This window comes from Segniliparus rotundus DSM 44985, from assembly GCF_000092825.1.
In the GTDB taxonomy this organism is placed as follows: domain Bacteria; phylum Actinomycetota; class Actinomycetes; order Mycobacteriales; family Mycobacteriaceae; genus Segniliparus; species Segniliparus rotundus.
In genome coordinates this window covers 1,356,556-1,381,998 of sequence record NC_014168.1, presented here as the reverse complement: position 1 = coordinate 1,381,998, position 25,443 = coordinate 1,356,556, and the positions used below count along the sequence as shown (strand labels likewise).

At 66.0% G+C, this 25,443-nt stretch carries 21 protein-coding genes; 12 read left to right on the top strand and 9 right to left on the bottom strand.

All coding sequences use genetic code 11. The annotated features are described in order from the left end of the window. Window positions 1–10 precede the first annotated feature (10 nt). From SROT_RS06930 to SROT_RS06920, 3 genes are all read left to right on the top strand, one after another. Window positions 11–1,402, top strand: coding sequence for a hypothetical protein (locus SROT_RS06930; protein ID WP_013138302.1), 1,392 nt, complete (start codon window positions 11–13; stop codon window positions 1,400–1,402). Next, entirely contained in the window at window positions 1,399–2,112 is a 714-nt protein-coding gene (locus SROT_RS06925) for a hypothetical protein (RefSeq protein WP_013138301.1), read from the top strand. Before SROT_RS06930 ends, SROT_RS06925 begins: the two co-directional genes overlap by 4 nt. A 142-nt stretch (window positions 2,113–2,254) precedes the next feature. Continuing rightward, complete coding sequence (locus SROT_RS06920) at window positions 2,255–2,896, top strand: MBL fold metallo-hydrolase (RefSeq protein ID WP_013138300.1); 642 nt, start codon at window positions 2,255–2,257, stop codon at window positions 2,894–2,896. 20 nt (window positions 2,897–2,916) lie between these two features. Here the strand turns inward: SROT_RS06920 and dnaJ are convergent, their stop codons facing one another. The 3 genes from dnaJ to hemW form a co-directional block, all read right to left on the bottom strand. Then, window positions 2,917–4,065: a molecular chaperone DnaJ gene (gene dnaJ / locus SROT_RS06915; protein ID WP_041407771.1), complete on the bottom strand. Its 1,149-nt coding sequence runs from the start codon at window positions 4,063–4,065 to the stop codon at window positions 2,917–2,919. Between the two features lie 104 nt (window positions 4,066–4,169). Continuing rightward, complete coding sequence (gene hrcA, locus SROT_RS06910) at window positions 4,170–5,204, bottom strand: heat-inducible transcriptional repressor HrcA (RefSeq protein ID WP_013138298.1); 1,035 nt, start codon at window positions 5,202–5,204, stop codon at window positions 4,170–4,172. Between the two features lie 87 nt (window positions 5,205–5,291). Continuing rightward, window positions 5,292–6,509, bottom strand: coding sequence for a radical SAM family heme chaperone HemW (hemW, locus tag SROT_RS06905; protein WP_013138297.1), 1,218 nt, complete (start codon window positions 6,507–6,509; stop codon window positions 5,292–5,294). Window positions 6,510–6,558: 49 nt separating this feature from the next. Between hemW and SROT_RS06900 the strand changes: the two genes are divergently transcribed. The 4 genes from SROT_RS06900 (at window position 6,559) to egtD (ending at window position 11,545) form a co-directional block, all read left to right on the top strand. Next, on the top strand, window positions 6,559–8,256 hold the full coding sequence (locus SROT_RS06900) for a nitrite/sulfite reductase (protein ID WP_013138296.1): 1,698 nt from the start codon (window positions 6,559–6,561) through the stop codon (window positions 8,254–8,256). Between the two features lie 16 nt (window positions 8,257–8,272). Further along, window positions 8,273–8,986, top strand: a complete 714-nt coding sequence (locus SROT_RS06895) for a phosphoadenylyl-sulfate reductase (protein ID WP_013138295.1) — start codon at window positions 8,273–8,275, stop codon at window positions 8,984–8,986. Between the two features lie 102 nt (window positions 8,987–9,088). Beyond that, window positions 9,089–10,486 (top strand): ergothioneine biosynthesis protein EgtB, encoded by a 1,398-nt coding sequence (gene egtB, locus SROT_RS06890; protein WP_013138294.1) that lies wholly within the window; start codon window positions 9,089–9,091, stop codon window positions 10,484–10,486. A gap of 81 nt (window positions 10,487–10,567) precedes the next feature. Then, the gene (gene egtD, locus SROT_RS06885; protein WP_013138293.1) at window positions 10,568–11,545 is read left to right on the top strand and encodes an L-histidine N(alpha)-methyltransferase; all 978 of its coding nucleotides are present in this window, start codon (window positions 10,568–10,570) and stop codon (window positions 11,543–11,545) included. Between the two features lie 13 nt (window positions 11,546–11,558). Here egtD and SROT_RS06880 read toward each other — a convergent pair whose 3' ends face one another. From SROT_RS06880 to SROT_RS06870, 3 genes are all read right to left on the bottom strand, one after another. Continuing rightward, a complete protein-coding gene (locus tag SROT_RS06880) occupies window positions 11,559–12,536 on the bottom strand; it encodes a class I SAM-dependent methyltransferase (protein WP_013138292.1) in 978 nt (325 codons plus the stop codon). 70 nt (window positions 12,537–12,606) lie between these two features. Then, window positions 12,607–13,395 (bottom strand): enoyl-CoA hydratase/isomerase family protein, encoded by a 789-nt coding sequence (locus tag SROT_RS06875; RefSeq protein WP_013138291.1) that lies wholly within the window; start codon window positions 13,393–13,395, stop codon window positions 12,607–12,609. A gap of 34 nt (window positions 13,396–13,429) precedes the next feature. Beyond that, entirely contained in the window at window positions 13,430–14,257 is an 828-nt protein-coding gene (locus tag SROT_RS06870) for an ABC transporter ATP-binding protein (RefSeq protein ID WP_013138290.1), read from the bottom strand. A gap of 278 nt (window positions 14,258–14,535) precedes the next feature. Between SROT_RS06870 and eccD the strand changes: the two genes are divergently transcribed. The 3 genes from eccD to eccE all read left to right on the top strand — a co-directional run bounded on the left by eccD (window position 14,536) and on the right by eccE (window position 19,986). Further along, entirely contained in the window at window positions 14,536–16,044 is a 1,509-nt protein-coding gene (eccD, locus tag SROT_RS06865; RefSeq protein WP_013138289.1) for a type VII secretion integral membrane protein EccD, read from the top strand. 94 nt (window positions 16,045–16,138) lie between these two features. Further along, on the top strand, window positions 16,139–17,788 hold the full coding sequence (mycP, locus tag SROT_RS06860; RefSeq protein WP_013138288.1) for a type VII secretion-associated serine protease mycosin: 1,650 nt from the start codon (window positions 16,139–16,141) through the stop codon (window positions 17,786–17,788). Next, a complete protein-coding gene (gene eccE, locus SROT_RS06855) occupies window positions 17,785–19,986 on the top strand; it encodes a type VII secretion protein EccE (RefSeq protein ID WP_013138287.1) in 2,202 nt (733 codons plus the stop codon). The genes mycP and eccE overlap by 4 nt, the downstream gene beginning before the upstream one ends. A 28-nt stretch (window positions 19,987–20,014) precedes the next feature. Here the strand turns inward: eccE and SROT_RS06850 are convergent, their stop codons facing one another. The 3 genes from SROT_RS06850 to ctaD all read right to left on the bottom strand — a co-directional run bounded on the left by SROT_RS06850 (window position 20,015) and on the right by ctaD (window position 23,971). Continuing rightward, window positions 20,015–20,839: an ESX secretion-associated protein EspG gene (locus SROT_RS06850; RefSeq protein ID WP_013138286.1), complete on the bottom strand. Its 825-nt coding sequence runs from the start codon at window positions 20,837–20,839 to the stop codon at window positions 20,015–20,017. Window positions 20,840–20,957: 118 nt separating this feature from the next. Next, window positions 20,958–22,220 carry a phosphoserine phosphatase SerB gene (serB, locus tag SROT_RS06845; protein WP_013138285.1) on the bottom strand — a complete coding sequence of 421 codons (1,263 nt, stop codon included), beginning with the start codon at window positions 22,218–22,220 and terminating at the stop codon, window positions 20,958–20,960. A 23-nt stretch (window positions 22,221–22,243) separates the two neighbouring features. Next, window positions 22,244–23,971, bottom strand: coding sequence for an aa3-type cytochrome oxidase subunit I (ctaD, locus tag SROT_RS06840; protein ID WP_013138284.1), 1,728 nt, complete (start codon window positions 23,969–23,971; stop codon window positions 22,244–22,246). A 358-nt stretch (window positions 23,972–24,329) separates the two neighbouring features. Here ctaD and SROT_RS06835 point away from each other — a divergent pair, with 358 nt between their 5' ends. Both SROT_RS06835 and SROT_RS06830 read left to right on the top strand, forming a co-directional pair. Beyond that, a complete protein-coding gene (locus SROT_RS06835) occupies window positions 24,330–24,872 on the top strand; it encodes a hypothetical protein (protein ID WP_013138283.1) in 543 nt (180 codons plus the stop codon). After that, a complete protein-coding gene (locus SROT_RS06830; RefSeq protein WP_013138282.1) occupies window positions 24,869–25,438 on the top strand; it encodes a hypothetical protein in 570 nt (189 codons plus the stop codon). Before SROT_RS06835 ends, SROT_RS06830 begins: the two co-directional genes overlap by 4 nt. The last annotated feature ends 5 nt before the right edge of the window (window positions 25,439–25,443 follow it).

Sequence of the window (25,443 nt, the reverse complement as noted above, 5' to 3'; positions counted from 1 at the left end):
GAGGACCCTCATGACCGAGCGAGCACCCGTGCCGCCACCGGGGTTCCCTGCAGGTTTGCCGCCTTCGCCTGGATTGGCGAGCGGGTATCCCGCCCGAAAAGCCCCCGCCAGCCAGCCCGCCGTTGCGAGCGCGACCGGAGCACCGGGCGCTGGGGGCTCCGAAGGCGCCCGGCCAGGCGTCCCCTCGTCGTCCTCACCGGGGCCAGCCGTGGCCGCGAACCCCGGCGCTGTCCAGTCTCCCTTCGCCTCTCCGCAGTACAGCCAGGCGCAACCGGGCAGCCCGCCCGCTCCGCCGCAGCAGTCCCCGTTCGCCCAGTCACCCGGCAGGGCTTCGCCGTTCACCGCTCCTCCTGGGACAGCTCCCCCACCGCCGTCGCCTTCGCCGTTCGCTCCCGCCGCGAACGGGCAGCCTGGCATGTCCGCCCAGCCTTACACGTTCGCCCCGCCGCCGGGCCAAGCCTCCTTGACCGCGAACGCCGGGGGCGCGTTCCCTCCTGCCCCTGCCGTGCCCATTCGGGCGCGGCCAAGAACACAGGGCCCCCTCTACTCCGGCAGGCCCGCCGCGTCGTTGCGGCCGATGCCGTTCACTCCGTTGGTCGCCCAGCCGTCCAACCTCGCCGCGCCGCCGCTGCACCGGCCTCCTCCTCAGTCCGACAGCAAAGGCCCAATCATCGCCGGAGCGCTCGTCGCAGTCGCAGTGGTCTCCGTCGTCGCGATGTTTGTTTTCTCCTCGGGCGACAGCGGCGGCCAGCCACCCAAACAACCTTCGCCGTTCGGGGACCACACGGTCCAAGAACTTGCCGGGTATCTTCCCGACCAGGCTCCCGACGGCTGGACGATCGTCAGCGAACAAGCGACAGCGCCCACCGGGCTCGTCGACGGACTGGGCCCGGAGAACGGCTCCAACCCGGTCGACCCGGCCATGAGCACCACTCCTGCTCATTGCGCGAGCCCGATCAAGCCGGACTCGGTGTCGTGGGCCGCGAAAGCCATAGTTCGGACCAAAGCGATCAACACGGTCACATCCTTGCCAGACAGTGTCGTGGTGATGATCGGCGTGCAACGCCCGGGGGCCGACGCCATAGCCCAATATCGCGAATCCTTGTCCGCCAAGTGCTTGAACTACACATTCACGAATCCGCAGACCTCGTCGTCGGTCGCGGTTCGACAGGAACTGCTCGGCAATAAGTCCTTCCCCAGCGCAGACGCCAGCCTTGGCGTGAAAGTCTCACAAGACGAAACACCCAAACGAGAACTCGTGAACTGGGTCACTGTGGCGCTCAAGCACGATGTCGTGGTCAAAACGATGTCGAGCGAGTACAACAGCACCGACCTCGCCGACACCAGCATGAGCGCCGTCTTGCAAAAAGCCGGCTTCCCGGTGGTCCCGGCGCCGAAATGACGCCGGCTTCACGGCCGCATCGCCGCGCCCTGGCCCTCGCGGCGACGGCAATCGTCGCCGTGGCCGCAGCGGTGTTCGTCTTCAGACAGCTCACGCCCTTGGACGACAATCCGCCTCCTGCGGTCCACGTCCCGCGGAAACCGAGCCTCGCGGACAAGTCCCCGGACGAGCTGCGCACCGCGCTGATGACGCAGGCCGACGTCCCCAAGTATTTGACCATCAGCACTCAGAACAAAAATCCGGAAGCCACGCAGAGCGCGAATCCTTCAGAGTGCCTGCCCCGCCTGCTGAGCGAGCACGGCCAAACCGTGGTCACAGCCCATGCGTACGCGCCCGATTTCAGCGGCATGTTCTACGACGGACGGTACGCCGCCGAACTGATCTTGCGGCCCAAGGAAGGGCAGCGGGACCTCGTGGACTTCGCGCACAGCTGGCTGGCGCGCTGCGTCTCTTTCTCTGTTTCTCTCACCGGAAGCGCTGAGCAGTATCCCGCATACACGGTGCCGTTCCCCGCGGACGTCCCCGGAAACGAGGGCAGCCTCGGGCTCAAAGTGATCTATGCGTTCGCCAAATCCGACCCATTCCGGAACCAGACGTTCTACTGGGCGGCCGTCAGAGTCCGCGGGATCGACGTGCTCGTTCTGTCCGGCTTGCCTGGTGTGTCCGAAGACCTCGCCGCCAAAGCCGTCGCCAAACTCGCCGAGCTGTGAGCTCCGCGGGGCGGGAAGACGGGCGAGATCGCGAACAGCGCGGAGCAGAAGCTGGACCCGCCGGTATAAGATGTGGCGCGGACGAGGCTGATGAACCCCACACGATTTTCCGAACCCGCACGACTTTCCGAGGAGGCCGCTTGTGACCGTTTCCCACGCCCCTGAGACAATCGAACTCCCTGGGGCCAAGATCAGCCGGATCTCCGTCGGGCCGCTGGACAACAACGTCTACCTTGTCGAAGACCTCGCGACGCGGAACGCTTTGCTCATCGACGCCGCGAACGAGACCGGACGGATCTTGGAGATGGTCGCGAATTCTGGCTCCAAAGTGGCGCTCATCCTCACGACCCACCAACATCCCGATCACTGGCAATCCCTCGCCGACGTCGCCAAGGAGCTCGACGCGCCGACGGCTATCGGGCGGCTCGACGCCCCTGGCGTCCCGGTGCCCGCCGATCAATTGCTCACCGACGGGGATGAACTGCGGATCGGCGAACTGCAGTTGCCGGTTGTCGAGTTGCGCGGGCACACCCCTGGCTCGGTCGCATTGTCCCTCAGCCAAGCAGACTCCCCCACGCACGTCTTCACCGGCGACTCGCTTTTCCCCGGCGGAGTCGGCAAAACCACCAGTCCAGAGGATTTCGACTCGCTCATCAACGACGTGACCGAGCGGATCTTTGGCCGGCTCCCCGACACCACCGCAGTGCACCCCGGCCACGGGGCAGGCACGACGCTCGGCGTGGAACGCCCCCATCTGGGCGAATGGCGCGCACGAGGCTGGTAGCCCGAGCGAGGGCCGCCGACTCAGCGGCCCCGGAACGCTTCCCGCAAACGCGAGAACAAACCGCCCGTGTGACTCGAAGCCGCAGAGACGACTTCCGGCTCCTCGTCGCGCATGCTGCGGAACTCGGACAGCTTCTCGACCTGCTTGTGGTCGAGCTTGGTGGGGACGACGACGTCAAGGTGCACATGCAAAGCCCCGCGCGCCCCGCCGCGAACTTGCGGCATCCCCTGTCCGCGTAATTCGACCACCGTGCCCGGCTGCGTGCCTGCGATCACCTCGACCAGGGTTTCTTCGCCCAAAATGGTGGTGACAGGGATCGTCACGCCCAGCGCGGCGTCCACGACCGGAACCCGAACCGTGCAATGCAAGTCGTCGCCGTTGCGGAAGAACACGGGGTGCGCGCGCTCGCGCACTTCGACGTACAGGTCGCCAGCGGCGCCTCCGCCCGGACCGACTTCGCCCTGGCCGGCCAACCGGACCCGCATGCCCTCGCCGACCCCCGCCGGGATGTCCACCGTGAGGGTGCGGCGCACGCGAACCCGGCCCGCGCCCGCGCACTTCCCGCAAGGGTCCTGCACGACTTCCCCCGCGCCGTCACATGTCGGGCACGGCCGCGCAGTGACCATCTGGCCGAGGAAAGAGCGTTGCACGGACTGCACTTCGCCCGCGCCGCCGCAGGTGGAACAACGAACGGGCTTCGCCCCGCTCGCGCTGCCCGACCCTGTGCAGCTGTCGCACAGGACAGCAGTGTCCACCGCGAGCTCTTTGCGGGCCCCCATCGCGCATTCTTCAAGGTCGAGCGTGACTCGGACCAGTGCGTCCGCCCCAGGCTGCACGCGGCCCTTCGGCCCCCGCGAACGGGCCCCGCCCGCGTTGAACCCTTGGCCGAAGAACGCCTCGAACACATCCGACAAACCCCCGAACCCGTCGAAGCCCCCGCCTCCCCCTCGGGATTCGAGCGGGTCGCCGCCCGCGTCGACGATCTGACGCCTCTGCGGGTCGGAAAGCACCTCGTAGGCGGCGGTCACCTCTTTGAACTGAGTCTGCGCCTCCTCGTCCGGGTTGACGTCCGGGTGCAGCTCACGAGCGAGCTTGCGATAGGCGCGCTTGAGCTCCTGGTCGCTCGCCGATCGGTCGACGCCCAAAATCGCGTAATAATCTCGCGCCACGTTGTTCCTCATAGTCGTGCCTTCAGCCTCTCAGCTCCCCTCAAACATTATGGGAATTCTACCGGACATTGGCAAAAGCACAGTCCGAGTGCTAAAAACTGAGCTCAGCGCTCGGCCAGCACCTGGCCCACATACCGGGCCACCGCGGAGACGGCGGCGATTGTGCCCGGATAGTCCATTCTGGTCGGACCGACGACGCCCACCCCGCCGAACACGGCGCCATCGGTCCCGTAGGAAGTGGACACCACCGAAGCGCCGCGCATCTGCTCAGACCTGGTCTCCTCGCCGATCTGCACCATGACCATCCCAGGGTCTTGGGCGGCGGCGAAGAGTTTGAGCACAACGACCTGCTCCTCAAGCGCCTCCAGCACGGACCACAACGAGCCGGAGAAGCCTTCGAAATCTGCCGCATTGCGAGTGAGGTTCGCCGCGCCGCCGACGACAAGCCGCTCTTGGGGGCGTTGGACCAGGGACTCCACCAGACCCGTCGCAACAGTGACGATGTGGCCGCGCAGGGCCGGGGCCGCCTGCTCGGCAAGCTCCATCGCGGCAGTGCTGGCGTGGTCGAGACGTTTGCCGGCGAGCGCTTTGTTGAACATCGCGCGCAACGAGGCCGTGGTCTCCTCGTCCACGTCCTCGGAAAGCTCGACCATTCGTTGGTCCACCCGGCCGGAGTCGGCGATGAGGACGAGCAGCAACCGGCGCGGTGTGAGCGCGACGATCTCCAAATGCCGCACGCTCGCAGTCACCAACGTCGGGTACTGGATGACCGCCACCTGGCGTGTGAGCTGTGTGAGCAGACGCACGCTGCGCATCAGCACGTCGTCAAGGTCGACCCCGTGCTCGAGGAATTGCAGAATCGAGCGACGCTCCGCTGGGGAGAGCGGTTTGACCTCGGCGATCCTGTCGACGAACTCGCGGTAGCCGCGCTCGGTGGGAATGCGCCCGGAACTCGTGTGCGGCTGCGCGATGTAGCCCTCCGCCTCGAGCACGGCCATATCGTTGCGGACGGTCGCGCTCGAAACACCCAACCCGTATCGGTCCACAAGCGCCTTGGAGCCGACCGGCTCCTGCGTCGCCACGTAGTCGGTGACAATGGCGCGCAAAATTTCAAACCGCCTGTCCTGGGGAGTGGTCATACTCGCAATCACCTCCTATGAGGAAGCTCATTTTACGCCCCTCGAGCCGAAACCGCACGACGCGCCGGGCCAACAACGAATGTCGTGTCACGCGCTGAGCAGCGTCGCCGACAACCCGTCCGCGAGCATGCGGGCCGAAGGCGCGAGGGCGATTCGGCCTTGCCGGTCCACGAGCAGGCCCTCGGCGATGAGCCGTTCGGCGCAATCGAGCTCCGAACTGCGTAACACCGTCCGCTCAAGGCCTTCGCGCAGTCGCAGCCCCAGCATCACGTCTTCGGTGTGGCGCTCTTGCGCGGTGAGCGTCTCGTAGCCTGCGACCGGGGGCTCGCCCGAGGCGATGAGCGCTGCGTGACGGGCCGGATGTTTGACGTTCCACCAACGCACCCCGTTCACATGGGAGTGAGCGCCGGGCCCCGCGCCCCACCAGTCGCCGCCCTGCCAGTAGCCCATATTGTGCCAGCATCTCGCTTGCGGGCCCTTCGCCCAGTTCGACACCTCGTACCAGTCGAATCCCGCCGCGCGCAGCGCCTTGTCCACCACATCGTGCCGCTCGGCGAGGACGTCGTCGTCCGGGGCCGCCAACTGCCCCTTGGCGACGGCCCGCCCCAGAGCGGTGCCCGCGTGGACGGTGAGCGCGTACGCGGAGACATGGTCGACCGGAGCTGCCGCGACCGCGGCCAGGCTGCTCGCGAGGTCCGCCTCCGACTCGCCTGGCGTCCCATAGATCAGGTCGAGGTTGACATGCTCGAATCCAGCCGCTCGCGCCTCTGCCGCCGCCTGCGGGGCGCGCCCGGGGGTGTGCGCCCGGTCGAGCGCGGCGAGAACATGCGCGGCGGCGGACTGCATCCCCAACGAGACCCTGGTGTACCCGGCGGCGCGGATCCCCTCGAAGAAAGCGGGGGAAGTGGACTCGGGGTTCGCCTCGCACGTCGCCTCGAAGGACCCGGCCAACGGGAAACGCCTGCTCACTGCGGACAAGACACGGGCGAGGCCCGCCGCGCCGAGCAGCGAAGGCGTGCCGCCGCCGACGAACAGCGTGCTCACCGGAGGCGGCTCGCCAAGATGGCTCAAGGCCTTCGCGGCCAAATCCAACTCTTGCTCCACGGCGGTGAACCACTCTGCGGTTCCGCTGCGCCCGCCCAGCTCGCTCGGCGTGTAGGTGTTGAAATCGCAGTACCCGCAGCGGCTCGCGCAGAATGGGACATGCACGTACACGCCGAACGGCGCGCCTTGGCTCGGCGTGAGCGAATCAAGAGGAAAACCGCCCGCCGCTGCGGGGACGTTGGCAGCAGACAGGGATTGCACCTGTCCAGTGTGCGGCAAGCGGGTTTCGGGCTGCGCATCCTCCCCTACAATGAGTGAGATGTCCGAAGTGCCCAGCCCAGCACGGCCCGCCCGCCCGCAGAAAACGCGTGACGAGGGCCAATGGAAAGTCAGCGGCCAAACCCCGCTGAACGACAACGAGCGGATCAAACAAGAGGCCGCCCCTTTGGGCGTGCGCGAGCGAATCGAGCAGATTTACGCGAAAGAGGGCTTCGACAGCATCTCCAAGGAGGACTTGCGCGGCAGATTCCGCTGGTGGGGTCTCTACACCCAGCGCGAGCAAGGCTACGACGGCACGTACACCGGAGACGACAACACGGACCTTTTGGAAGCGAAGTTCTTCATGCTGCGCATCCGCAGCGACGGCGGGGCGCTGAACCTGGAGCAGCTGCGGACGATCGCCGCCTTGTCCGTCGAGTTCGGCAGGGACACCGCAGACCTTTCCGACCGGGAGAACGTGCAGCTGCACTGGATCCGGGTGGAGGACATGCCGGAGATCTGGCGGCGGCTGGCGGCTGTGGGATTGGACACCACGGAAGCCTGCGGGGACTGCCCTCGTGTCATCCTCGGTTCCCCGCTGGCCGGGGTCGCCGAGGACGAGGTGATCGATCCGAGCTGGGCCATCCAAGAGATCAAGCGCCGCTACATCGGCAAGCCCGAGTACCAGAACCTGCCGCGCAAGTTCAAGACCGCGATCACCGGCCTCATGGACGTCCCGCACGAGGTGCAGGACGTCGCGTTCGTCGGTGTGGACCATCCCGAGCACGGACCAGGGTTTGACCTGTGGGTCGGCGGCGGGCTGTCGACGAACCCGATTCTCGGGCAGCGCGTCGGCGCGTGGGTGCCCGAGGCGGAGGTGCCGGATGTGTGGGAGGGCGTGGTCAGCGTCTTCCGCGATTACGGCTACCGGCGCATGCGCGCGAAAGCCCGGCTGAAATTCCTGGTCAAAGATTGGGGTGTGGAGAAATTCCGCCAAGTCCTCGAAGAGGAGTACCTCGGTCGGGCGCTTGTGGACGGACCCGCGCCGCCCCAAGTCCCAACACGCGACCATGTCGGGGTGACCCGCCAGAAAGACGGCCGCAACGCGGTGGGCTTCGCCCCGATCGCGGGCCGAGTCTCTGGATCGGTGCTCGCCAAAGCGGCCGAAGCCGTCGAACGCGCCGGCTCTGACAAAGTCCGGTTCACCCCTTACCAAAAGTTCATTGTCTTGGACGTGCCCGACGAGCACGTCGAAGCGCTCATCGGGGAACTCGAACCCCTGGGGCTCAAAGCCCGCCCCTCCGTCTGGCGTCGCAACCTCATGGCGTGCAGCGGCATAGAGTTCTGCAAGCTCTCCTTCGCCGAAACCCGCAAGCGCTCCCAGGCGCTCGTCCCAGAGCTTGAGTCGCGGCTCGGGCACCTGGAGGACCAGATCGACTCCCCCATCACCATCAACATCAACGGATGCCCGAACTCGTGCGCCCGCTCCCAAATCGCCGACATCGGTTTCAAAGGGCAAATGGTGAACGACGACGAGAGCGATGCTCCGGTGGAGGGCTTCCAAGCCCATTTGGGCGGCAGCCTCGGCTTCGGCCCAGATTTCGGCCGCAAACTGCGTCAACACAAGGTCACCACCCATGAGCTCGGCGACTACATCGAACGTGTGGTGACCAACTACCTCACGAACCGGGCCGAAGGCGAGCGTTTCGCCGAATGGGCCCGGCGCGCCGAGGAACAAGAGCTCCGCTGAGAGTGTTGAGGTGAACGTGACGACTGAAACCGCCGAGCAGGCGCGGCATGACCGCGCGATCGCCGAGCGCGCCGCGCGGGAGCTGGAAGACGCCTCTGCCGAGGAGATCGTGCGCTGGGCTTTCGAGCATGTGGACGGCAAGATCGCCGTGGCCTCGAATATGCAGGACGCGGTCCTCATCGACGTGGTCGCGAACGTGAAGCCGGATATCGAAGTCGTTTTTCTCGACACCGGGTATCATTTCGCCGAGACGCTCGGGGTTCGGGACGCGGTTTCCCTGGTGTACCCGCAAATCCGTGTCGTGAACTTCACCCCGGAGCACACGGTCGCCGAGCAGGACGCAACGCTCGGCAAAGACCTCTTCGCCGACAACCCCGGAGAATGCTGCCGGCTGCGCAAAGTCGAGCCTCTGGCCAAAGGTCTCGCGGGCTACCGGGCCTGGATCACCGGTATTCGCAGGGTCGAGTCCCCCACCAGGGCAAATGCGCCGAAGGTGGTCTACGACGAGGCTTTCGGGCTGGTGAAATTCAATCCTATCGTGACGTGGAGCGACGAGGAGTTCGCCGAGTACGCCACCCGCAACGGCGTGCTGGTGAATCCGCTCGTGGAGGAGGGCTATCCGTCGATCGGTTGCGCGCCGTGCACGCGCAAACCCCTGCCGGGTTCGGACCCGCGCAGCGGGCGGTGGGCTGGTTTCAATAAGACCGAATGCGGGCTTCACCAGGGATAAGACATCACATTGTGCGCCACGTCATAATGCGGGCTCTTTTTGTCGGCGTGCGCGTGTAGGCTGAAATTTCAGATGCGAAAACCAGGCGAGAAAGGTCAACGCATGTCGCTCACCGAAACCGCAATCGCCCGAATGCATCCCATTGGGCCGCAAGCCCCCCCTGCAACCGCGCCTCTCATGGACCGCTTCCTGCACGTCCGGAAGAGCACCGAACAACTCGCCGAACCTCTTTCCGCCGAAGACCAGACGATCCAGTCCATGCCCGACGCGAGCCCCACGAAATGGCACCGGGCGCACACCACATGGTTCTTCGAGACTTTTATCCTCGGCAAACTTCCCGGCTATCGGCCCTATGCCAAAGCATTCGACTTTCTCTTCAACTCGTACTACGAGGCTGTCGGGCCCCGCCACCCACGGCAGAACCGGGGGCTGATCACCAGGCCGGGCATCGGCGAGGTCGCGGCTTTCCGCGCGAGCGTGGACGAGTCCATGTGCGATCTCCTGCGAGCAGGAGTGGACGATGAGACCGCCGCGCTCGTGGAGCTGGGCTTGCACCATGAGCAACAGCATCAGGAGCTCCTGCTCATGGACATCAAGCACGCGCTCGCGGCCAACCCGCTCTTGCCCGCGTACCTGGACCCAATGCAAGGTTTCGGCGGGGTCGGCGCCAAGGACGGCTCTCATCACGGTGCGGCTGTTTTGCACGGGAACCCGCATCTCAAGCGCGTCGCCCAGGGGAAACCCCAGCCCATGCCCGTGGAGCTGTGGCACGAGCACGAGGGCGGCCTTGTGGAAATCGGCCACGACGGGCAAGGCTTCCATTACGACAACGAAGGCCCCCAGCACAAAGTGTGGCTTGAACCGTACCGTATCGCCGGATCACTGGTGACGAATCAGGAATGGCTCGAATTCATCGCAGACGGCGGATATCGCCGGGCGGGTCTTTGGCTGTCCGACGGCTGGGCGACCGTGCAACGGGAAAACTGGCAGGCGCCCCTGTACTGGCGGCCCGAGCCGGACGGGTCGTGGAGCCAGTACAGCCTGTACGGCGTTGGCCCTGTCCGGCCGCAGGAGCCAGTGTGCCATGTGAGCTATTACGAGGCGGACGCCTTCGCGCGGTGGGCGGGAAAACGCCTGCCCACCGAGTTCGAATGGGAACACGCCGCCCGAGCTGACAAAGCCGAGCACGACCCGCGCCCGCGCATCGCCTTGCGGCCCGAGCCTGCTGATTCCACGAGCCGAGGGAAACCGAGCGCCCAATGGCACGGACAAGTGTGGCAATGGACGGCGAGCCCCTATATCGCCTATCGCGGCTACGCGCCCTCAGAGGGCGCCATCGGCGAGTACAACGGCAAGTTCATGTCGAACCAGATGACGCTGCGGGGCGGGGCCTGCGTCACGCCCGTCGGACACACTCGAATCACATATCGCAACTTCTTCGGCCCCGCCGCGCGCTGGCCCTTCACCGGACTGCGTTTGGCCCAGGACTGGGCGCCGTGAAAATTTTTGGCCGCCGATGATTTTGAAGAGCGAGCCGCGCTCACACAGCGGCCAAAAATGCCCACGGGAAAAGGACGCCTGATGACCCCTCTCGACACCGGCCCGCTGTCCACGCGGACCCAGCTCCTGCAAGAGGACGACCTGCGCAGAGGCCTGCGCGAGGACGTGCTCGCCGGTCTGCGCGCGACACCGAAGCGGCTTGCGCCGAAATGGCTTTACGACGCGGCGGGCAGCGAATTATTCGACGCCATCACAGCGCTGCCCGAGTACTACCCCACCGAGGCAGAGCGCGCCGCGCTGCGGCTCGCGGCCGATGAGATCGCCGAACGCTCCGGCGCGCGGACGGTGATGGAGCTCGGCTCCGGGTCCTCCGATAAAACCCGGACGATCCTGGACGCGTTGCGGCCCCATCGCTACATCGCCTTCGATGTGAGCGAATCCGCGCTCGACGGCGCGGCAGCGGGCCTGCGTCGGCGCTACCCCGGCATGCGGGTCGATTGCGTCGTCGGGGATTTCGACCAACACCTCGCATTCCTGCCCGAAGGGGCGGACCGGATGCTCGTCTTCCTCGGCGGAACAATCGGCAACTACCCCCCGGAGCCTCGGGCGAAGTTGCTCTCAGCCATGTCCGCGACGCTGCAGCCCGGCGAGACGCTTTTGCTCGGCACCGACCTCGTGAAGGACCCGAGACGGCTCGTGCGGGCCTATGACGACAGCGCCGGGGTCACTGCCGCGTTCAACCGCAACATTCTCACGATCCTCAATCGGGAGCTGCGGGCGGACTTCGATCTCGACGGTTTCGAGCATGTCGCGTTGTGGGACACGGACAACGAGTGGATCGAGATGCGGCTGCGGGCGAGGCGTGCGCAACATGTCCGGGTCGCAGAACTCGATTTGGACGTTGATTTCGCCGAAGGCGAAGAGATGCACACCGAGGTCAGCTGCAAATTCCGTCGCGAGAAGGTCGAACAGGAGCTTGACGGGGCGGGGCTCGACCTCATCGGCTGGTGGACCGATCCCGCAGAAGACTTCGGGCTCTCGCTCTCCCGCAAGCGTTGAGCGGCCCCACCGCTCAGCGCTGCTCGCCCTTTTTCACACCCGTGATGAGCGCGTTGTAGAAAAACTTGTCCGGCACGATTTTGTGCGCGACACGCGTGTCCAACCAGCTCATGCGCTTCCAAGAGGCGAACGCGAACTTCGCCCAGCCCCAGCCGAGCTTGCCCTGAGGAACCGCGGCTTCGAAAGTGCGCACCGGCCAACCGACAATGGCCGCGAAAAGCTCTTCGGTCACCACACGCACCTCGCGCGCGCCAGCGCGCAGGCCAATCTCACGCAGCTGCGAGGGGTCGAACGTGTGCAAGTCCACAACGGCTTCCAGCGCGGCAGCGCGCGAGGACTCGTCAAGCTCCTGCTTCGGCCGCCGCCAGCTTTTGAGGAAAGGGAGCTTGGTCACCGCGATAGTGGTGTGCCAGGTGATCTGGCCGAGCTTTCGGGCGTACCAGTTGCCGATCGTGGTGGGCTCGCCCGCGAAGACGAACCGCCCGCCCGGCTTCAAAACACGGAGCACCTCGGTGAGCGCCTGCTGCACGTCGGGGATGTGGTGGAGCACAGCATGACCGACCACCAAGTCGAAGGTGTCATCCGGGTACGGGATGCCCTCGGCGTCCGCGACCCTGCCGTCCACGTCCAACCCGAGCTGCTTGGCGTTGCGCAAAGCGACTTTGACCATGCCCGGGGAGAGGTCCGTGACGCTCCCTTTCTCAGCGATCCCGCCTTGCATGAGGTTGAGCAGGAAAAAGCCAGTGCCGCATCCCAGTTCGAGGGCTCGGCCGTATGGCAGCTTCTGCCCTGGGGCGACGAGCTCAAAGCGGTTCTTGGCGTATTCGACACAGCGCTCGTCGTAAGAGATCGCCCATTTTTCGTCGTACGTCTCCGCTTCCCAGTCGTGGTACAGCACCTGGGCGAGCTTGGTGTCGTGCAACGCGGCCTGAACTTCTTCGGCGGTCGCGTGCGGGCGGGGCTGTGCTCTGTCCGTTTGTCCTGTCTTCATCGCCGAAAGCTCGGCGCCGGCGGCTGGGACATCTTCGTGCGCAGTCATAACCAGAAAGCTTAACCGCTCGCTACCTGCCGACGAATTTCGCCTTGCCCGGCCCGTTCTCGATGAACGAGGCCATTCCGATGGACCGGTCCTCGGTGCCGAAAAGGCTTGCGAAAAGCTCTTCCTCCAAGGCCAGGCCCGCGTCGAGACTGGTTTGCACGCCCTCGTCCACCGCCCGCTTGGCGGCGGCCAGGGCGACGCTCGCCGCCCCTTGGAACCGCGAAGCCCACTCCAACGCGGCGCGCAACACCTCGTCCGGGGCCACCACCTCGTCCACGACGCCGAGCTGCAACGCCTCGTTCGCCCCGACGAACCGCCCGGAGAAAATCAGGTCTTTCGCCTTCGCCGTGCCGATCAAACGGGGCAGGCGCTGGGTTCCGCCGCCGCCAGGGATCACGCCGAGCAAGATTTCCGGCAGTCCGACCTTCACGTTGTCCCCGGCGATCCGGCGATCAGCGCCCAAGGCGAGCTCCAACCCGCCGCCAAGGGCGTAGCCGGTGATCGCGGCGACAGTGGGCTTGGGAATCCGCGCGAGCGCGCCGAGGCCGGACTGCAATTCCCCGGCCCGAGCGGCCATCTCGTCCTTGGTGAGCGTGGCCATCTCTTTGATGTCCGCGCCCGCGGCGAACACTTTCTCTCCGCCGTACACGACCACCGCGCGCACCTCTGGGTCCGCGCTCACCTGGTCGGCCGCGGCGGAGACCTCGCGCAACAGCGCCGCGTTGAGGGCGTTCATCGGCGGCCTGTCCAGACGGATGACCGCCACGCCAGGATGCTCCGCTTGCTTCTGCACAGTCACGAATTCAGCCATGCGACGCATGCTACCAGCAGCAAGAACGCGTCCCTCAGCCCCCGATGAACCGGCGCCCGGAACTGTTGGCGCGCATCGCGAAATACCGCCCGCCCGCTTTCGTGAGGAAAATCGGCTGGTCGAAAGTCTGCGACAGATTCTCACTCGTGAGCACATCAGCGATGAGCCCCTGCGCGACCGCCTGCCCGTCGCGCAAGAGGAGCGCGTGGCTGAAGCCGGGCGGGATCTCCTCCACATGATGGGTGACCATGACGATCGCGGGGGAATCGGGGTCGTCCGCCAGGTTCGAGAGCCGCGCCACGAGATCCTCCCGGCCGCCGAGATCCAGCCCGGCGGAAGGCTCGTCGAGCAACAAGAGCTCCGGGTCCACCATGAGCGCTCTGGCGATGAGCACCCGTTTGCGCTCCCCCTCGGACAACGTGCCGAATGTGCGGCCGGCCAGCTTGGTGGCTCCGAGCATGCCGAGGACCGAACGCGCCCGTTCCTCGTCCATTCGCTCGTAGCGTTCCTTCCATCTGCCGACCACCGCGTGCCCCGCCGACATGACCAAGTCCAACGCCACTTCGCCCGCCGGGATGCGCGCGGCCAGCGCCGAGGAGGAGAGACCGACCCTCGGGCGCAGCTCAGCGACGTCGGTTCTGCCGAGCCGCTCCCCGAGCACAAGCGCAGATCCGCTCGTAGGGTGCTCCTGAGCTGCCGCAAGACGCAGGAGGGATGTTTTCCCCGCCCCGTTGGGACCGATGACCACCCACCGCTCGTCGAGCTCCACCTCCCAATCGATCGGCCCGACGAGCGTGCTGGCGCCGCGCCGCAAGAGGACGCCATCGAAGTCGAGGACCAAGTCGGAAGCGGCGGTTGTCATGCCCCTAGTCTGCCGTGTCTCCGCAACGCTTGTGCAACGAGGCTTGGGCGGACGACTGGCCGACAAGGAGCCCGGCAGGGCTGTCGTGCCGGAAATCTGCCCTGTCGAAAATTCCGGATCCAAAATCACCGGGCCGAGGGCACATACTGGACACTGGCTTCGCAGTGCAGCATCATGGTGGTCTAGTGTCTATCGACAGATAATAGTTGTGAAATCCGGAGCAGGGTCCTCCAGAGGAACTTGAACCGGGTCGCCAGTCCTCGGAGGGAGTGCAGCCGGTGAGTTCGCCAGCGTTGACCAAGGATTCCGGAAGCAGCATCGAACCTGCTCTGTGCCGGGTCGCGGTGCTCGGCGGGAACGCGCAATTCGACGTGGGGCTTCCCTCTGAGGTGCCGGTCGCCGTGCTCATCCCCGACTTGGTCGCGCTCATCCAGACCCGCGTGCCGAACCTCGGGGGCGAGGGCAGTCAGAACGAGGCGCGAAACCAGTGGACGCTGGGCCGCGTCGGCCAAGCCCCGATCCCTTTGACCAAAACCCTCGCCGAAGCAGGCGTGCACGACGGGGACCTGTTGATCCTCCGCGCCGTCGCCGCCGAGGAGTCGCCCCTGCTCTTCGACGACGTGATCGACGCCGTCGCCAGGGTCAACCAGCACGCCTTCCGGCACTGGGGGCCGAACGCCGCCCGCTATCTGGGCATGGCGACGCTCGTGGTCGCCTCCTTCTTCGCCGCGCGTCTGCTGTTCCTCTACGGCAGCGTCGCGCACGAGAGCCGGTTCGAAGACTTCCTGTCCCCTGTCCTGTTGATCGTCTGGGGGCTCTTCTTCCACATCGCGGGGTGGGTCATCGGCAGGCGCTATCACCAGCACACCATCGCCAACGTGCTGTGCTGGTGCGGCCTGCCGTTCATTTTCTTCGGCGTCATGGTCTGCGTGCCCGGCCCTATCGGCCTCTCCAGCATATGGGCGGCATGCGCGGTGGCGTTCGTGTTCGCGATCATCTCTTCCCGCGTCTCGCTCTCAGGCATGGTCCAGCACACCGCAGTCGCGACGCTCGCATTGCTGGTCGGCCTCGCCTACGCGGACATGGACTATTTCGGGCACAGCACCCAGGTCGTCGGCGCCGCTCTGGTCTGCATGGCGATTTTCATCATTTCCTCGGCCTCGAAGTTCACCATCGCCCTCGCGAAACTCCCGCTTCCTCCGGTGCCGACAGCAGGCCAGGCCGTGGACGCGGAAGAGATCGACCTGCATCCCTCTGTCGAAGGCATCGGCGCGATCGGCGCGATGGCTCTGCCCAATGCGAAAGACCTGGAGCAACGCGCCAAAGCGGCGAACAACTACCTCACTGGCCTGGTGATCGCGTCAAGCCTGGTCGCTATCGGCGGCGCGCTGGCAGCCGCCCGGCCGACCGCCGAATACCCGTGGCAAGGCCCGCTCCTGGGGGTCATCGTCGCCATCGTCCTCGTCTTGCGCGGCCGCAGCTTCACCGACCTCGTCCAGGCCAGCGTGATGATCGTGTCGGGCTTCCTCCTCTTCGTCGCGTTGCTCTACGCGGGCGGGCGGGGCACGCTGGAACACCAGCCTTGGATCGCGCTGGCGCTCGGGGTCGCTTTGGTCCTCTTCTCCATAGCGTTCCTGATTATCGGCGTGATCGTCCCCAACCAGACATACTCGCCCGTGATGCGGCGAGCTGGCGAGGTCTTCGAATACACGCTCATCGCGCTTATCTTCCCGCTGGTCTTCTGGATCATGGGCCTGTACAGCGCGGTCCGGAACATCGAGCTATGACGTCCGCCGGTTCGCCTGTGGCCAGCCCTTGTCCCTGGTCCGCCTCAACGAGGGCCCGCAGGTTGTGTGCCCATGCCCGCAAGGGGCAGCGGCCATGACGGCGAAACCAGCTCCGCGTGCGCGCCTCTCCCGGAGAGGCGCGCGCGCCACCGCGACGGGCATGGCCGGGATCTTCCTCGCGGCCTCTGTCCTCCCCGGCGCGAACGCCCCGCTCGCGTTCGCGGACAACATCAACGTCACCGGTCCGCCGACAGCTTCCGACGCGACGCCGAGCGGCGAAGTTTCCAGCGGCGGCGTCGACTACGAGCAGAAGTCCCTCTGCAGAACCGGCGAGCATTACCCGGACACGAACTTCAAAAACCCGACCTGGGGCCAGCGCAGCCTCGACCTCGACAAGGCGCACCGGATCGCGACCGGCGCCGGGGTGAGCGTGGCCATCATCGACACTGGGGTCACCGAAGTCAAAGACCGGCTGGAGGGCGTCGAAGGCGGCGGCGACTACATCCGCGGCGAGAGCCCGGAGCCAGGCCACAAGGGCGACACCAACGGACTCGACGACTGCGACCTGCACGGCACTTTCGCAGCGGGCCTCATCGCCGCCAAAGCGAAGCCCGAAACAGACTCTTTCGTCGGCGTCGCCCCCGATGCGCACATCATCTCGATCCGCCAATCCAGCGAGCTCTTCGGCCCCAAAGGCGGTGACAGCAACATCGTCGCGGGCACCCTCGACACGCTCGCGCACGCGGTCGTCCACGCCGCCGACCTCGGCGCGCAGGTCATCAACATCTCCATCGACTCTTGTTTCCCGGCTGGCAACTGGCAGCAGAACGACAACAGGTTCAAGGACGCCGATCTCGGCGCGGCGCTCCGGTACGCGGCAGACGAGAAGGACGCCGTGGTCGTCGTCGCGGCGGGCAACCTGCAAGGCGGCAACAAAGAAGCGACCTGCAAAACCCAGAACCCCGACTACGACGCCACCCAGCGGTACAAGTACAACACCCAAGAGCCAGCCCCGCCCTCAGACCCTGGAACTCCCACGTACGGCCCGAAGCATCCGTTCAACACGCAGGACCCGACGAACGAGGCCAACTGGAAGACCCTGCAGACCGTCGTGACCCCGGCATGGTGGTACCAGTACGTGCTCACCGTCGGGTGGGTCGACCGCTCCGGCCAGCCCGCCGGGATCGACGCCAGCGGCCAACAAGGCAGCGGCACCATCGGCGGCCCTTGGGTCGGCATCGCCGCGCCAGGGGACAACATGATCTCTGTGAACCCCCGCCCCGGCGACGACGTCGGGGACAACAACCGCGACCTCGCCGACGCGACCCCCGCAGGCGAGGGCAAGCTCCAGGGCATCCAAGGCACCAGCTTCGCCGCGCCGATCGTCGCCGGAGCCGCCGCGCTGCTGCGGCAGCTGCACCCTGACTGGAACCGCACGCAAGTGATCGAACAGTTGGAGCGCACCGCGATCCACCCGCCCCGAGGCAGAGACAACTTCGTCGGCTACGGCCTCATCGACATCGTCGCCGCTTTGACCGAACAGCCCGGTCCCGCCCTGGACCTCGTGCAGCAATACGCAACCAAGCGGCTGCCGCCGCCAGTCCCGCCGGCGCTGCCAGAGCACCGGCCCAGGAACTTCGCCTTCGCAGTGGCCGGCGTCTCGTTGCTGCTCCTCGCCCTTGGAGCCGTGGTGAGCATTCCCGTCCGCGACGCCCGTCGGAATCGAACAGGAGGGAAAAAGTGAGCGCACCAGCGCCTGCCCCAGCACCCGATCATCTCGACATGGCGTTCCGCAACCGCCAGTCGAGCACGGCGAGACGAACCAAAGAGGAAGTCGCCGCCTTCAAGGCCAAACAAAAAGCCGACAAGAAGGCCGAGGGGCAATTACGCCCTGGGCACAAGGCCTTTCTCGTCAGCTTGGAGCTCCGGCCGAAAAACCTGGTCCCCGCAGAGATCGTCTCGGTCCTCTCCTTCTTCGTCCTCGCGAGTGTGAAGGCTCCGCTCTGGGCGGTCATCGCCGTGCCCGCCGTGCTCGGGCTGCTCCTGATCCTGCGCGTCCGGGGGAAGTCGCTCACGACTCGGATCGGGACGCTCACGTCGTACCTCTGGCGCAAAATGGCCAAGCCCAACAAGAAGCTCGGCCCCGACCACATCCCGCATGCTTTCGACGTGAGCGGCGAAGGCGGCGCGCTGTTCGGTTTCCGTTGGGACGACGACCTGCTCATCTCGGTCTTGCACATCACCCCGAGGCCATACGAGGCGACCACGCTGACGCCTCGGGACATCCAGACCGACGACATCGTGTCCCTCGACACGCTCGCCGCGTCGCTCAACCAGTACAAAGACATCGTCCTCGACGGCATCGACGTCATCAGCCACGGCTGGCGCGCGCCGAACAACGCCCCCTACACCCAGGTGTACGAGAGCATCCTCGGCAAGCTCCCCGCAATCGCCTACCGTTCGGTCTGGGTCGTGCTGCGGCTGAACCCCCTCCATTGCACGGAGGCAATAGAGAAACGCGGCGGCGGCCCGGAGGGGGTGCTCAAAACGATGATGAGCGCCACCAGCCGTGTCGCACACCGGCTCCGCGAAAGCGGCCAGCGCGTCAACATCCTCAGCGCTGCGCAAATGAACACGGCGATCGGACGCCTCTCGGAGGGTTTGCGGTTCGACGACATGACTGAGTCGTGGAAAGAGATCCAAGGCGGCCAGTACCGCCATTTCACCACGTTCCAGATCTCTCCTGCCGCGTTCAGCCGAGCCGGGCTCACCCAGCTCTGGACCGTCCCGTCGAACCTGACCACCGTCACCCTGCGCTTGCGCCCCGTGGGCGGGAACATCGACGTCCGCGATTACGTCCAACTGTCCGGGTTCGTCCGCTACCTCACCCCGAAAGAGCTCACTTCCCCCCCGCTGCCCACCTTGTCCCGGCTCAGCGGTGAACAACTGAAAGGCTTCCTCGCCAGCCTGCCGTTCGGCGCGCGCAGCCTGGAAGCCCCCGCCCCGGGGATCACTGCGGCCACCAAACGGCTTCGAGAACTGCGCATCCAGGCTTCCGGTTGCGGTCAGCTCATCGGAGCGAACCAGAACGGCCAGGCGGTCACCATGGCGCTGTTCGGCGTCGCGACGAGCTCGCAGCAGTCGACAAACGTCGAAATCATCTCGGAGATCCAGTTCGCGCAACAAGTGGTGCTCCGGGCGCTCTGCGTCGGAGCGCGTGTGCTCGTCCACACCAACCGGCCACAAGCTTGGCAAGGCATGGTCTCCGTGGTGAACAGCCGCAAAGCGCTCTGGCTCGCGGGCGGACAGGCCGCCGCCGAGCGGTCGAGCACATCCGGACGGGAGTTCAACGTCATGGTTTTCGACGGCGTGGACGTTCAAATGCACGGCTCCGAGATCACTGTGATCCGTGTGAAGCCCCCAGGATCGGAAAAGACGCCCGAGGTCGACCTCGCTCTCGTCCAGAACCCTCAGTCACCGGGCCAGGTCAAGGTGATAACCGAAGACAAAGAGTTCGTCTTGAACATGGTCAACCCTCGAGAAGAACTTCGTTTCTATGGCCAAGGCCGCCAAAGCCCGCCACAGCAGGCCGTCGCGAGCGGTCCTGGCGGCTCCGGCTTGCCGCCGAGGCCGGCATCGGCTCGTCCTGCGCCGGGACTGCCCCCTGGTCCTGGTGGACCGCGTCCCGCGATGGGTCCCGGCCCAGTGCCCCAGCGTCCGCCGTTCGGCCCTCCAGGAGGCACTGGCGGCGTGAACCGGCCGACCGGGCCTGGGCCGGTGGGGCCGAGGCCAGCAGCGCCGGGCTCGGGCGGCAACCGCTCGCCCATGCCGCCGCAAGCGCCGCGTCCAAGCGGACCTGCGCCCGGACCGATGGGCCCCGCTCCGGGGCAGTCCCCTTACGGGCAGCCGCCACAGCCAGGACCACGGCATACGAAGCCATGACTGCGTCCGGCGCGCCGGACGCGCTGGCTCATGAGGCTTCTGGCCACCACTGCTCGCTGGGCAACAGCTCGATGAGCGAGTTGAACGCTTGCGAAATCCGATGGTCTGTGCCCGGTGTCATCGTGGACCAGATTTCGCCGTCGGAAGCCACACTCGGACTGGAGACGAAGCGCCCCTTCGGGGAGTCGAAAACCGAGACCGCGCCTTTGCCCCTGGCTCGTGGCCCGTCTCCTCGCTCGTAGACAACGAACTCGGACTGCACCTCGACAGTCGCCATAATGGTGGCGAGGACCTTCGCGTCCTTTTGACTCGCGCCGACCCGCAAAAGCGAGGTGTAGACCGCGTCGAGATCGACGTTTCGGGGCATCGCGTCCACGATGCTCTGCGTGGGCGCGCTCACGCGGTTGAAATCAGGGATCACGCCCTCGCCCAGCACCACGAGAGCTGCCCTCGCGAGCTGCCCGGAGGATTTCTGCGCGTCGTACTCGAAGTTTTGGATCACGACCTCATCCCCGTAACGGATCGCGAGCGCGTGCACATCGCCACGACGCACCAAAGCCATCCGCAACATGCTCTCCCCGCGCTTGACACGTCCAGAAAGCTCACGATCAGGGTGGTCCAGTGCCTCCAGCCACGCCTGAAGCTCGGGGTGCACAGCTTCCCCCCGCAGGATCCCCTTCTCGTTGAGCTCCGCGTTCATGAGGTCCCATTCTTTGCGCCGCTGCTCAACGTCCACGTAAAAGCCCTGGTAACAGGCCAGCACTGTGGGAACGCTCTCTGTCTTGGCAAGTTTGCGCACGTATTCCAATGTGGAGACATGCAGCGCGACCGCGCCAATCTCTGTGGTGACCATATGGTTCCTCGATTCCCTTCGATCATCATTGCCGCGACTCTCCCCAGGGCTCATCCCCAGCGGCATGAATAATATAGTCCGAAGATACCTTTTTTCCTTTGAAAAGTCCAGTTCAGGGCTATGAACGACGTTCGCTTCGGCCGCCAGGGGCGGGTTTTTCGACACGCAAACCGTCTGACTCGTCGGCCGCGTCGATTTCGCGCCGCGTCACGCCCAACACGTACAGCACCGTGTCGAGGTAGGGCTGGTTCAAGCTCGCGTCGGCGACTTCGCGAAGCGCCGGCTTCGCGTTGAACGCCACCCCGAGTCCCGCCGCGGCCAGCATGTCGATGTCGTTCGCCCCGTCGCCCACAGCGACTGTCTGGTTGAGCGGCACCCCGCTTTGACGGGCGAACGCGCGCAACGCCCATGCTTTCCCGGCTCGGTCCACGATCGGCCCGATCAGCTCGCCAGTCAGCTTGCCATCCAGAACCTCGAGCGTGTTGGCCTCCACGAACTCCACCCCGAGCTCATGGGCGAGCGAATCGATCACTTGATGGAAACCGCCGGACACAAGCCCGCACCGATACCCCAGTCTGCGCAAGGTGCGGATGGTCGTGCGCGCCCCCGGGGTGAGGCGCAGCTCGGAGGCCACCTCCTGCATCACCGACGCTGGCAAGCCCTTCAGCGTCGCCACACGGTCGCGAAGCGATTGGGAGAAGTCGAGCTCGCCCTCCATTGCCCGTGCGGTGATCCGCGCGACCTCTTCCTCACGGCCCGCTTTCGCGGCGAGAAGCTCGATCACTTCGTCCTGGATCAGGGTCGAGTCGACGTCGAAGACGATGAGGCGTTTCGAGCGGCGCTCCAAATCGCCTGGTTGCACTGCGATGTCCACGCCCTCTGCCGCCGCGACGAGCGCCATAGCCGCCCGCAGGGCGCCGTCGGCCTCCGCGCCGCAGGCCGCCGCACGGACTGAAAGCTCGATCCCGATGACGGGGTAGTCCGCGATGCCCCGGATGAAGTTGATGTTCGCGCCAGACCGCGCAAGCGCAGCAGTGATCGCGCTGAACGCCCGTGCGCTCAACGCGCTGCCGAGGACGGTGACCACATGGGTGGACGTCGGCGGCTCGGCGGTCACGCCCTCGCCGAACTCGACGAAGAGACGCACCCCGAGGCCGCGGGTGGCCTCTTCGAGAGTCTCGGTGAGGTTCTGCGGGTCTTGTTCGGAGCGGACCAAAACCGCGAGGGTGAGTTTGCCCCGGATCACGACCTGCTGGATGTCGAGCAGGCTCGCGCCGACTCGGGCGAGACTGTCGAAAAGAGCCGATGAAACGCCTGGGCGGTCGGGGCCGGTGACTGTGATTAGGGCGGTCGCGTCGGGCGCGCCGCTCGTCGTCGTCATCGTTTTCGAACCAGTTCGCCTCTCTAGTGGTGTTCGATCTCGCCCATAGGCCCGTGGTTGCGCCTGCCCGCATGGGCTTCGTCACGCATCCGTTGCGACATGTGCGGATAGTGCAGCTCGAACGCGGGACGCTCGGAGCGGATACGGGGGATCTCCAAGAAGTTGTGCCGGGGAGGCGGGCAACTGGTGGCCCATTCCAGGGAGCTGCCGTAACCCCACGGGTCGTCGACTGTGGCGGGCTCGCCGAATTTCGCGCTGCGGAATGCGTTCCAGATGAACGGGAGGGTGGAGGCGCCCAGGATGAACGCGCCGATTGTGGAGATCATGTTGAGGGTGGTGAAGCCGTCGGTGGGCAGGTAGTCCGGGTAGCGGCGGGGCATGCCCATGTCGCCCAGCCAGTGCTGCACCAGGAACGTGGTGTGGAACCCGATGAACGTCAGCCAGAAGTGGAGTTTGCCGAGCCGCTCGTCCATCATTCGCCCAGTCATCTTCGGGAACCAGAAGTAGACCGCCGCGTAGGTGGCGAACACGATGGTGCCGAAGAGCACGTAGTGGAAGTGCGCGATCACAAAGTAGGAATCCGAGACGTGCATGTCCAGCGGCGGGGCGGCCAACAGCACCCCGGTGAGCCCGCCGAAGAGGAAGGTGACCAGGAAGCCGCACGAGAACAACATGGGAGTTTCGAAGGTGAGCTGCCCCTTCCACATCGTGCCGATCCAGTTGATGAACTTGATGCCGGTCGGGATGGCGATGAGGAACGTCATGAAGCTGAAGAACGGCAACAAGACCGCGCCGGTGGCGTACATGTGGTGGGCCCACACCGCCACGGACAGCGCCGCGATGGACAGCGTCGCGTAGACCAGGGTGTTGTAGCCGAAGATCGGCTTGCGGGAGAAGACCGGGAAAATCTCCGAGACCACGCCGAAGAATGGCAGCGCCAAGATGTAGACCTCCGGGTGGCCGAAGAACCAGAACAGGTGCTGCCAAAGGATCACGCCGCCATTGGAGGCGTCGTAGATGTGCGCGCCGAAGTGCCGGTCCAGGGCGAGGCCCATCAGCGCCGCCGTGAGGATCGGGAAGGCGAGCAGGACGAGCACGCTGGTCACCAGGATGTTCCAGGTGAAGATCGGCATCCGGAACATCGTCATGCCGGGCGCGCGCAGGCAGATGACCGTGGTGACCATGTTGACCGCGCCGAGGATGGTGCCGAGGCCGCCGACCGCGAGGCCGGTGATCCAAAGGTCGGTGCCGACGCCCGGCGAGTACTTCACGCTCGAGAGGTTGGTGTACATCGTCCAACCCGCGTCCGCCGCGCCGCCGGGGGTCAGGAAGCCCGACAGGGCGATGATCCCGCCGAAGAGGAACAGCCAGTAGCTGAACGCGTTGAGCCGGGGGAAGGCCACGTCCGGAGCGCCGATCTGCAGAGGCAGGACCACGTTGGCGAACCCGAAGACGATCGGCGTCGCGTAGAGCAGGAGCATCGCCGTGCCGTGCATCGTGAAGAGCTGGTTGAATTGCTCCGGGGAAAGGAACTGCAGCCCAGGCTGGGCGAGCTCGGCGCGCATCAACAGCGCCATGAGGCCGCCTGCCAGGAAGAAGGCGAGGCAGGTGACGATGTACATGTTGCCGATCACCTTGTGGTCGGTGGTCGTCACGAACTTGTACAGGAACGAGCCCTTCAAGCCCTGGCGGGGCGGGAACGCTCGGGTCGCGGCAACCTCCGTGTCGGGTAACGGGGCAATTGCGGTCACGGCTGCTCCTTCAAAGTCTCTCTCGCCAACAAGGGTGGTGCTTCCGGCGGGCCTGGAACCGCGCTCCGCCGCATGGGCGAATCGCGTCCTGCCTCTCTAAGAGTAACCCCTGCCCCGCCGAGGCGGCGCATTGGACTACCGCCTGTCGTAGACAGTGCGCCTCGCAGCGCCGGACGGAACGCCTTGGCTCGTCTCCCGCGCGCGGGAGACGAGCCAGAATGGCGAGCAGAACAAGGAACCGCGCCACGCCGGTCGGCGCGGACTGCGCGCTCGGCGCGAAAGCGGCCCGAACGGCGCCGGGCGCGCGGCGCGGTATCGTGTTCGGGAATCAACCGCTTGAGGCGAGGAGCGTGGAACGATGCGTCACAATCTGCTCAAAACGGCCGCCGTCGCATTGGCCGCGCTCGCGGCCGCGGGCGGGCTCGCCCCTGCCGCGAGGGCGGAGCCGAAGCCGGTGAACCCGGACTGGCCGCCGATCCCCATGGAGGAGGAGTTGTTCGGCGACGACCGCGACCTGGTCGCACGCACCAGCGACTTCGTCCAGTCCTTTTATGAGTGCTTGAGCAGCTGCGCGGTGGACGAACAGCTCGGATTTTTGAAATTCCCCGCCAAAATCGTCCTGCCGACGGCGACCATCCGCACACCAGCGCAGTACCGGGCCGAGGCGGAGCGAGAGCAGCGCGACGTTGCGGAGGCCGACTACTTCGTGAACACCTTCAAGGCGACTGGCGACGCGGACGAACCCGTCGTGCATGTGACAGTGCTGCGCTCAGGCGTGCGCCGCACGACGGGCGAGCCGTTCCGTTTCCTCACCGACGAGCAGCTGCGACTTGTGTGGGACGACGAGAGCGGTTCCTACGCGATCACCCAGCTCCAGATCAACACAATGGCTCCGGCGTGATCTGGCGGCCTGTGATCGGCACGGCTTTGGCGGCAGGGACGCTCGCCGCCGGAGCGCTGGGCCTCGCGCAACCCGGCCCGGCCGGAGCCGACCCGAACGGCAGCCTTGCCGCGTGCTCTTTCACGTTGCCCGCAGACCCGCCGCCGAACCCCGCGGTCGCAGACGTTGCCAAGGAGTTCGCGCAAGCGTGGTTGGACGACCTCGCCCGCCACGCCCCGGCGGCAGAAATGCTCAGCTCTTTGAACCTGCATTCCCTGGTCATGTCTTTCCAGGACCCGGTTTCTTCCGCTCCCGTCTCAATCTGCGACGAGGCGGGCTTTCGCGCGTGGTACGACCAGTTCGGCGCGCAGTACACCGATCAGCAGTACACGATCACCTCGTTCGACGTCGGGGGGGCCGACGACCGTCCGATTGCGCGCTCCTCTGTGCTGTGGTCCGGGAGAGAGGCTCGCACCGGCAAGCCGTTCAGCGACACGGCGAACATCGCCTGGTCGCTGGCCCAAGGCGGACCACGGGGCTTTTTGATCGAGTCCTTCGTCGTGACCGGCTTGGCCCCGGCAGAGTGAGCCTG

Coding starts and splice junctions, on each gene's coding strand:
- SROT_RS06930 (WP_013138302.1), top strand. CDS start 11: ATGACCGAGCGAGCACCCGTGCCGCCACCGGGGTTCCCTGCAGGTTTG.
- SROT_RS06925 (WP_013138301.1), top strand. CDS start 1,399: ATGACGCCGGCTTCACGGCCGCATCGCCGCGCCCTGGCCCTCGCGGCG.
- hrcA (WP_013138298.1), bottom strand. CDS start 5,204: ATGACCACTCCCCAGGACAGGCGGTTTGAAATTTTGCGCGCCATTGTC.
- SROT_RS06900 (WP_013138296.1), top strand. CDS start 6,559: ATGAGTGAGATGTCCGAAGTGCCCAGCCCAGCACGGCCCGCCCGCCCG.
- egtB (WP_013138294.1), top strand. CDS start 9,089: ATGTCGCTCACCGAAACCGCAATCGCCCGAATGCATCCCATTGGGCCG.
- egtD (WP_013138293.1), top strand. CDS start 10,568: ATGACCCCTCTCGACACCGGCCCGCTGTCCACGCGGACCCAGCTCCTG.
- SROT_RS06880 (WP_013138292.1), bottom strand. CDS start 12,536: ATGAAGACAGGACAAACGGACAGAGCACAGCCCCGCCCGCACGCGACC.
- SROT_RS06875 (WP_013138291.1), bottom strand. CDS start 13,395: ATGGCTGAATTCGTGACTGTGCAGAAGCAAGCGGAGCATCCTGGCGTG.
- SROT_RS06870 (WP_013138290.1), bottom strand. CDS start 14,257: ATGACAACCGCCGCTTCCGACTTGGTCCTCGACTTCGATGGCGTCCTC.
- mycP (WP_013138288.1), top strand. CDS start 16,139: ATGACGGCGAAACCAGCTCCGCGTGCGCGCCTCTCCCGGAGAGGCGCG.
- SROT_RS06850 (WP_013138286.1), bottom strand. CDS start 20,839: ATGGTCACCACAGAGATTGGCGCGGTCGCGCTGCATGTCTCCACATTG.
- serB (WP_013138285.1), bottom strand. CDS start 22,220: ATGACGACGACGAGCGGCGCGCCCGACGCGACCGCCCTAATCACAGTC.
- SROT_RS06835 (WP_013138283.1), top strand. CDS start 24,330: ATGCGTCACAATCTGCTCAAAACGGCCGCCGTCGCATTGGCCGCGCTC.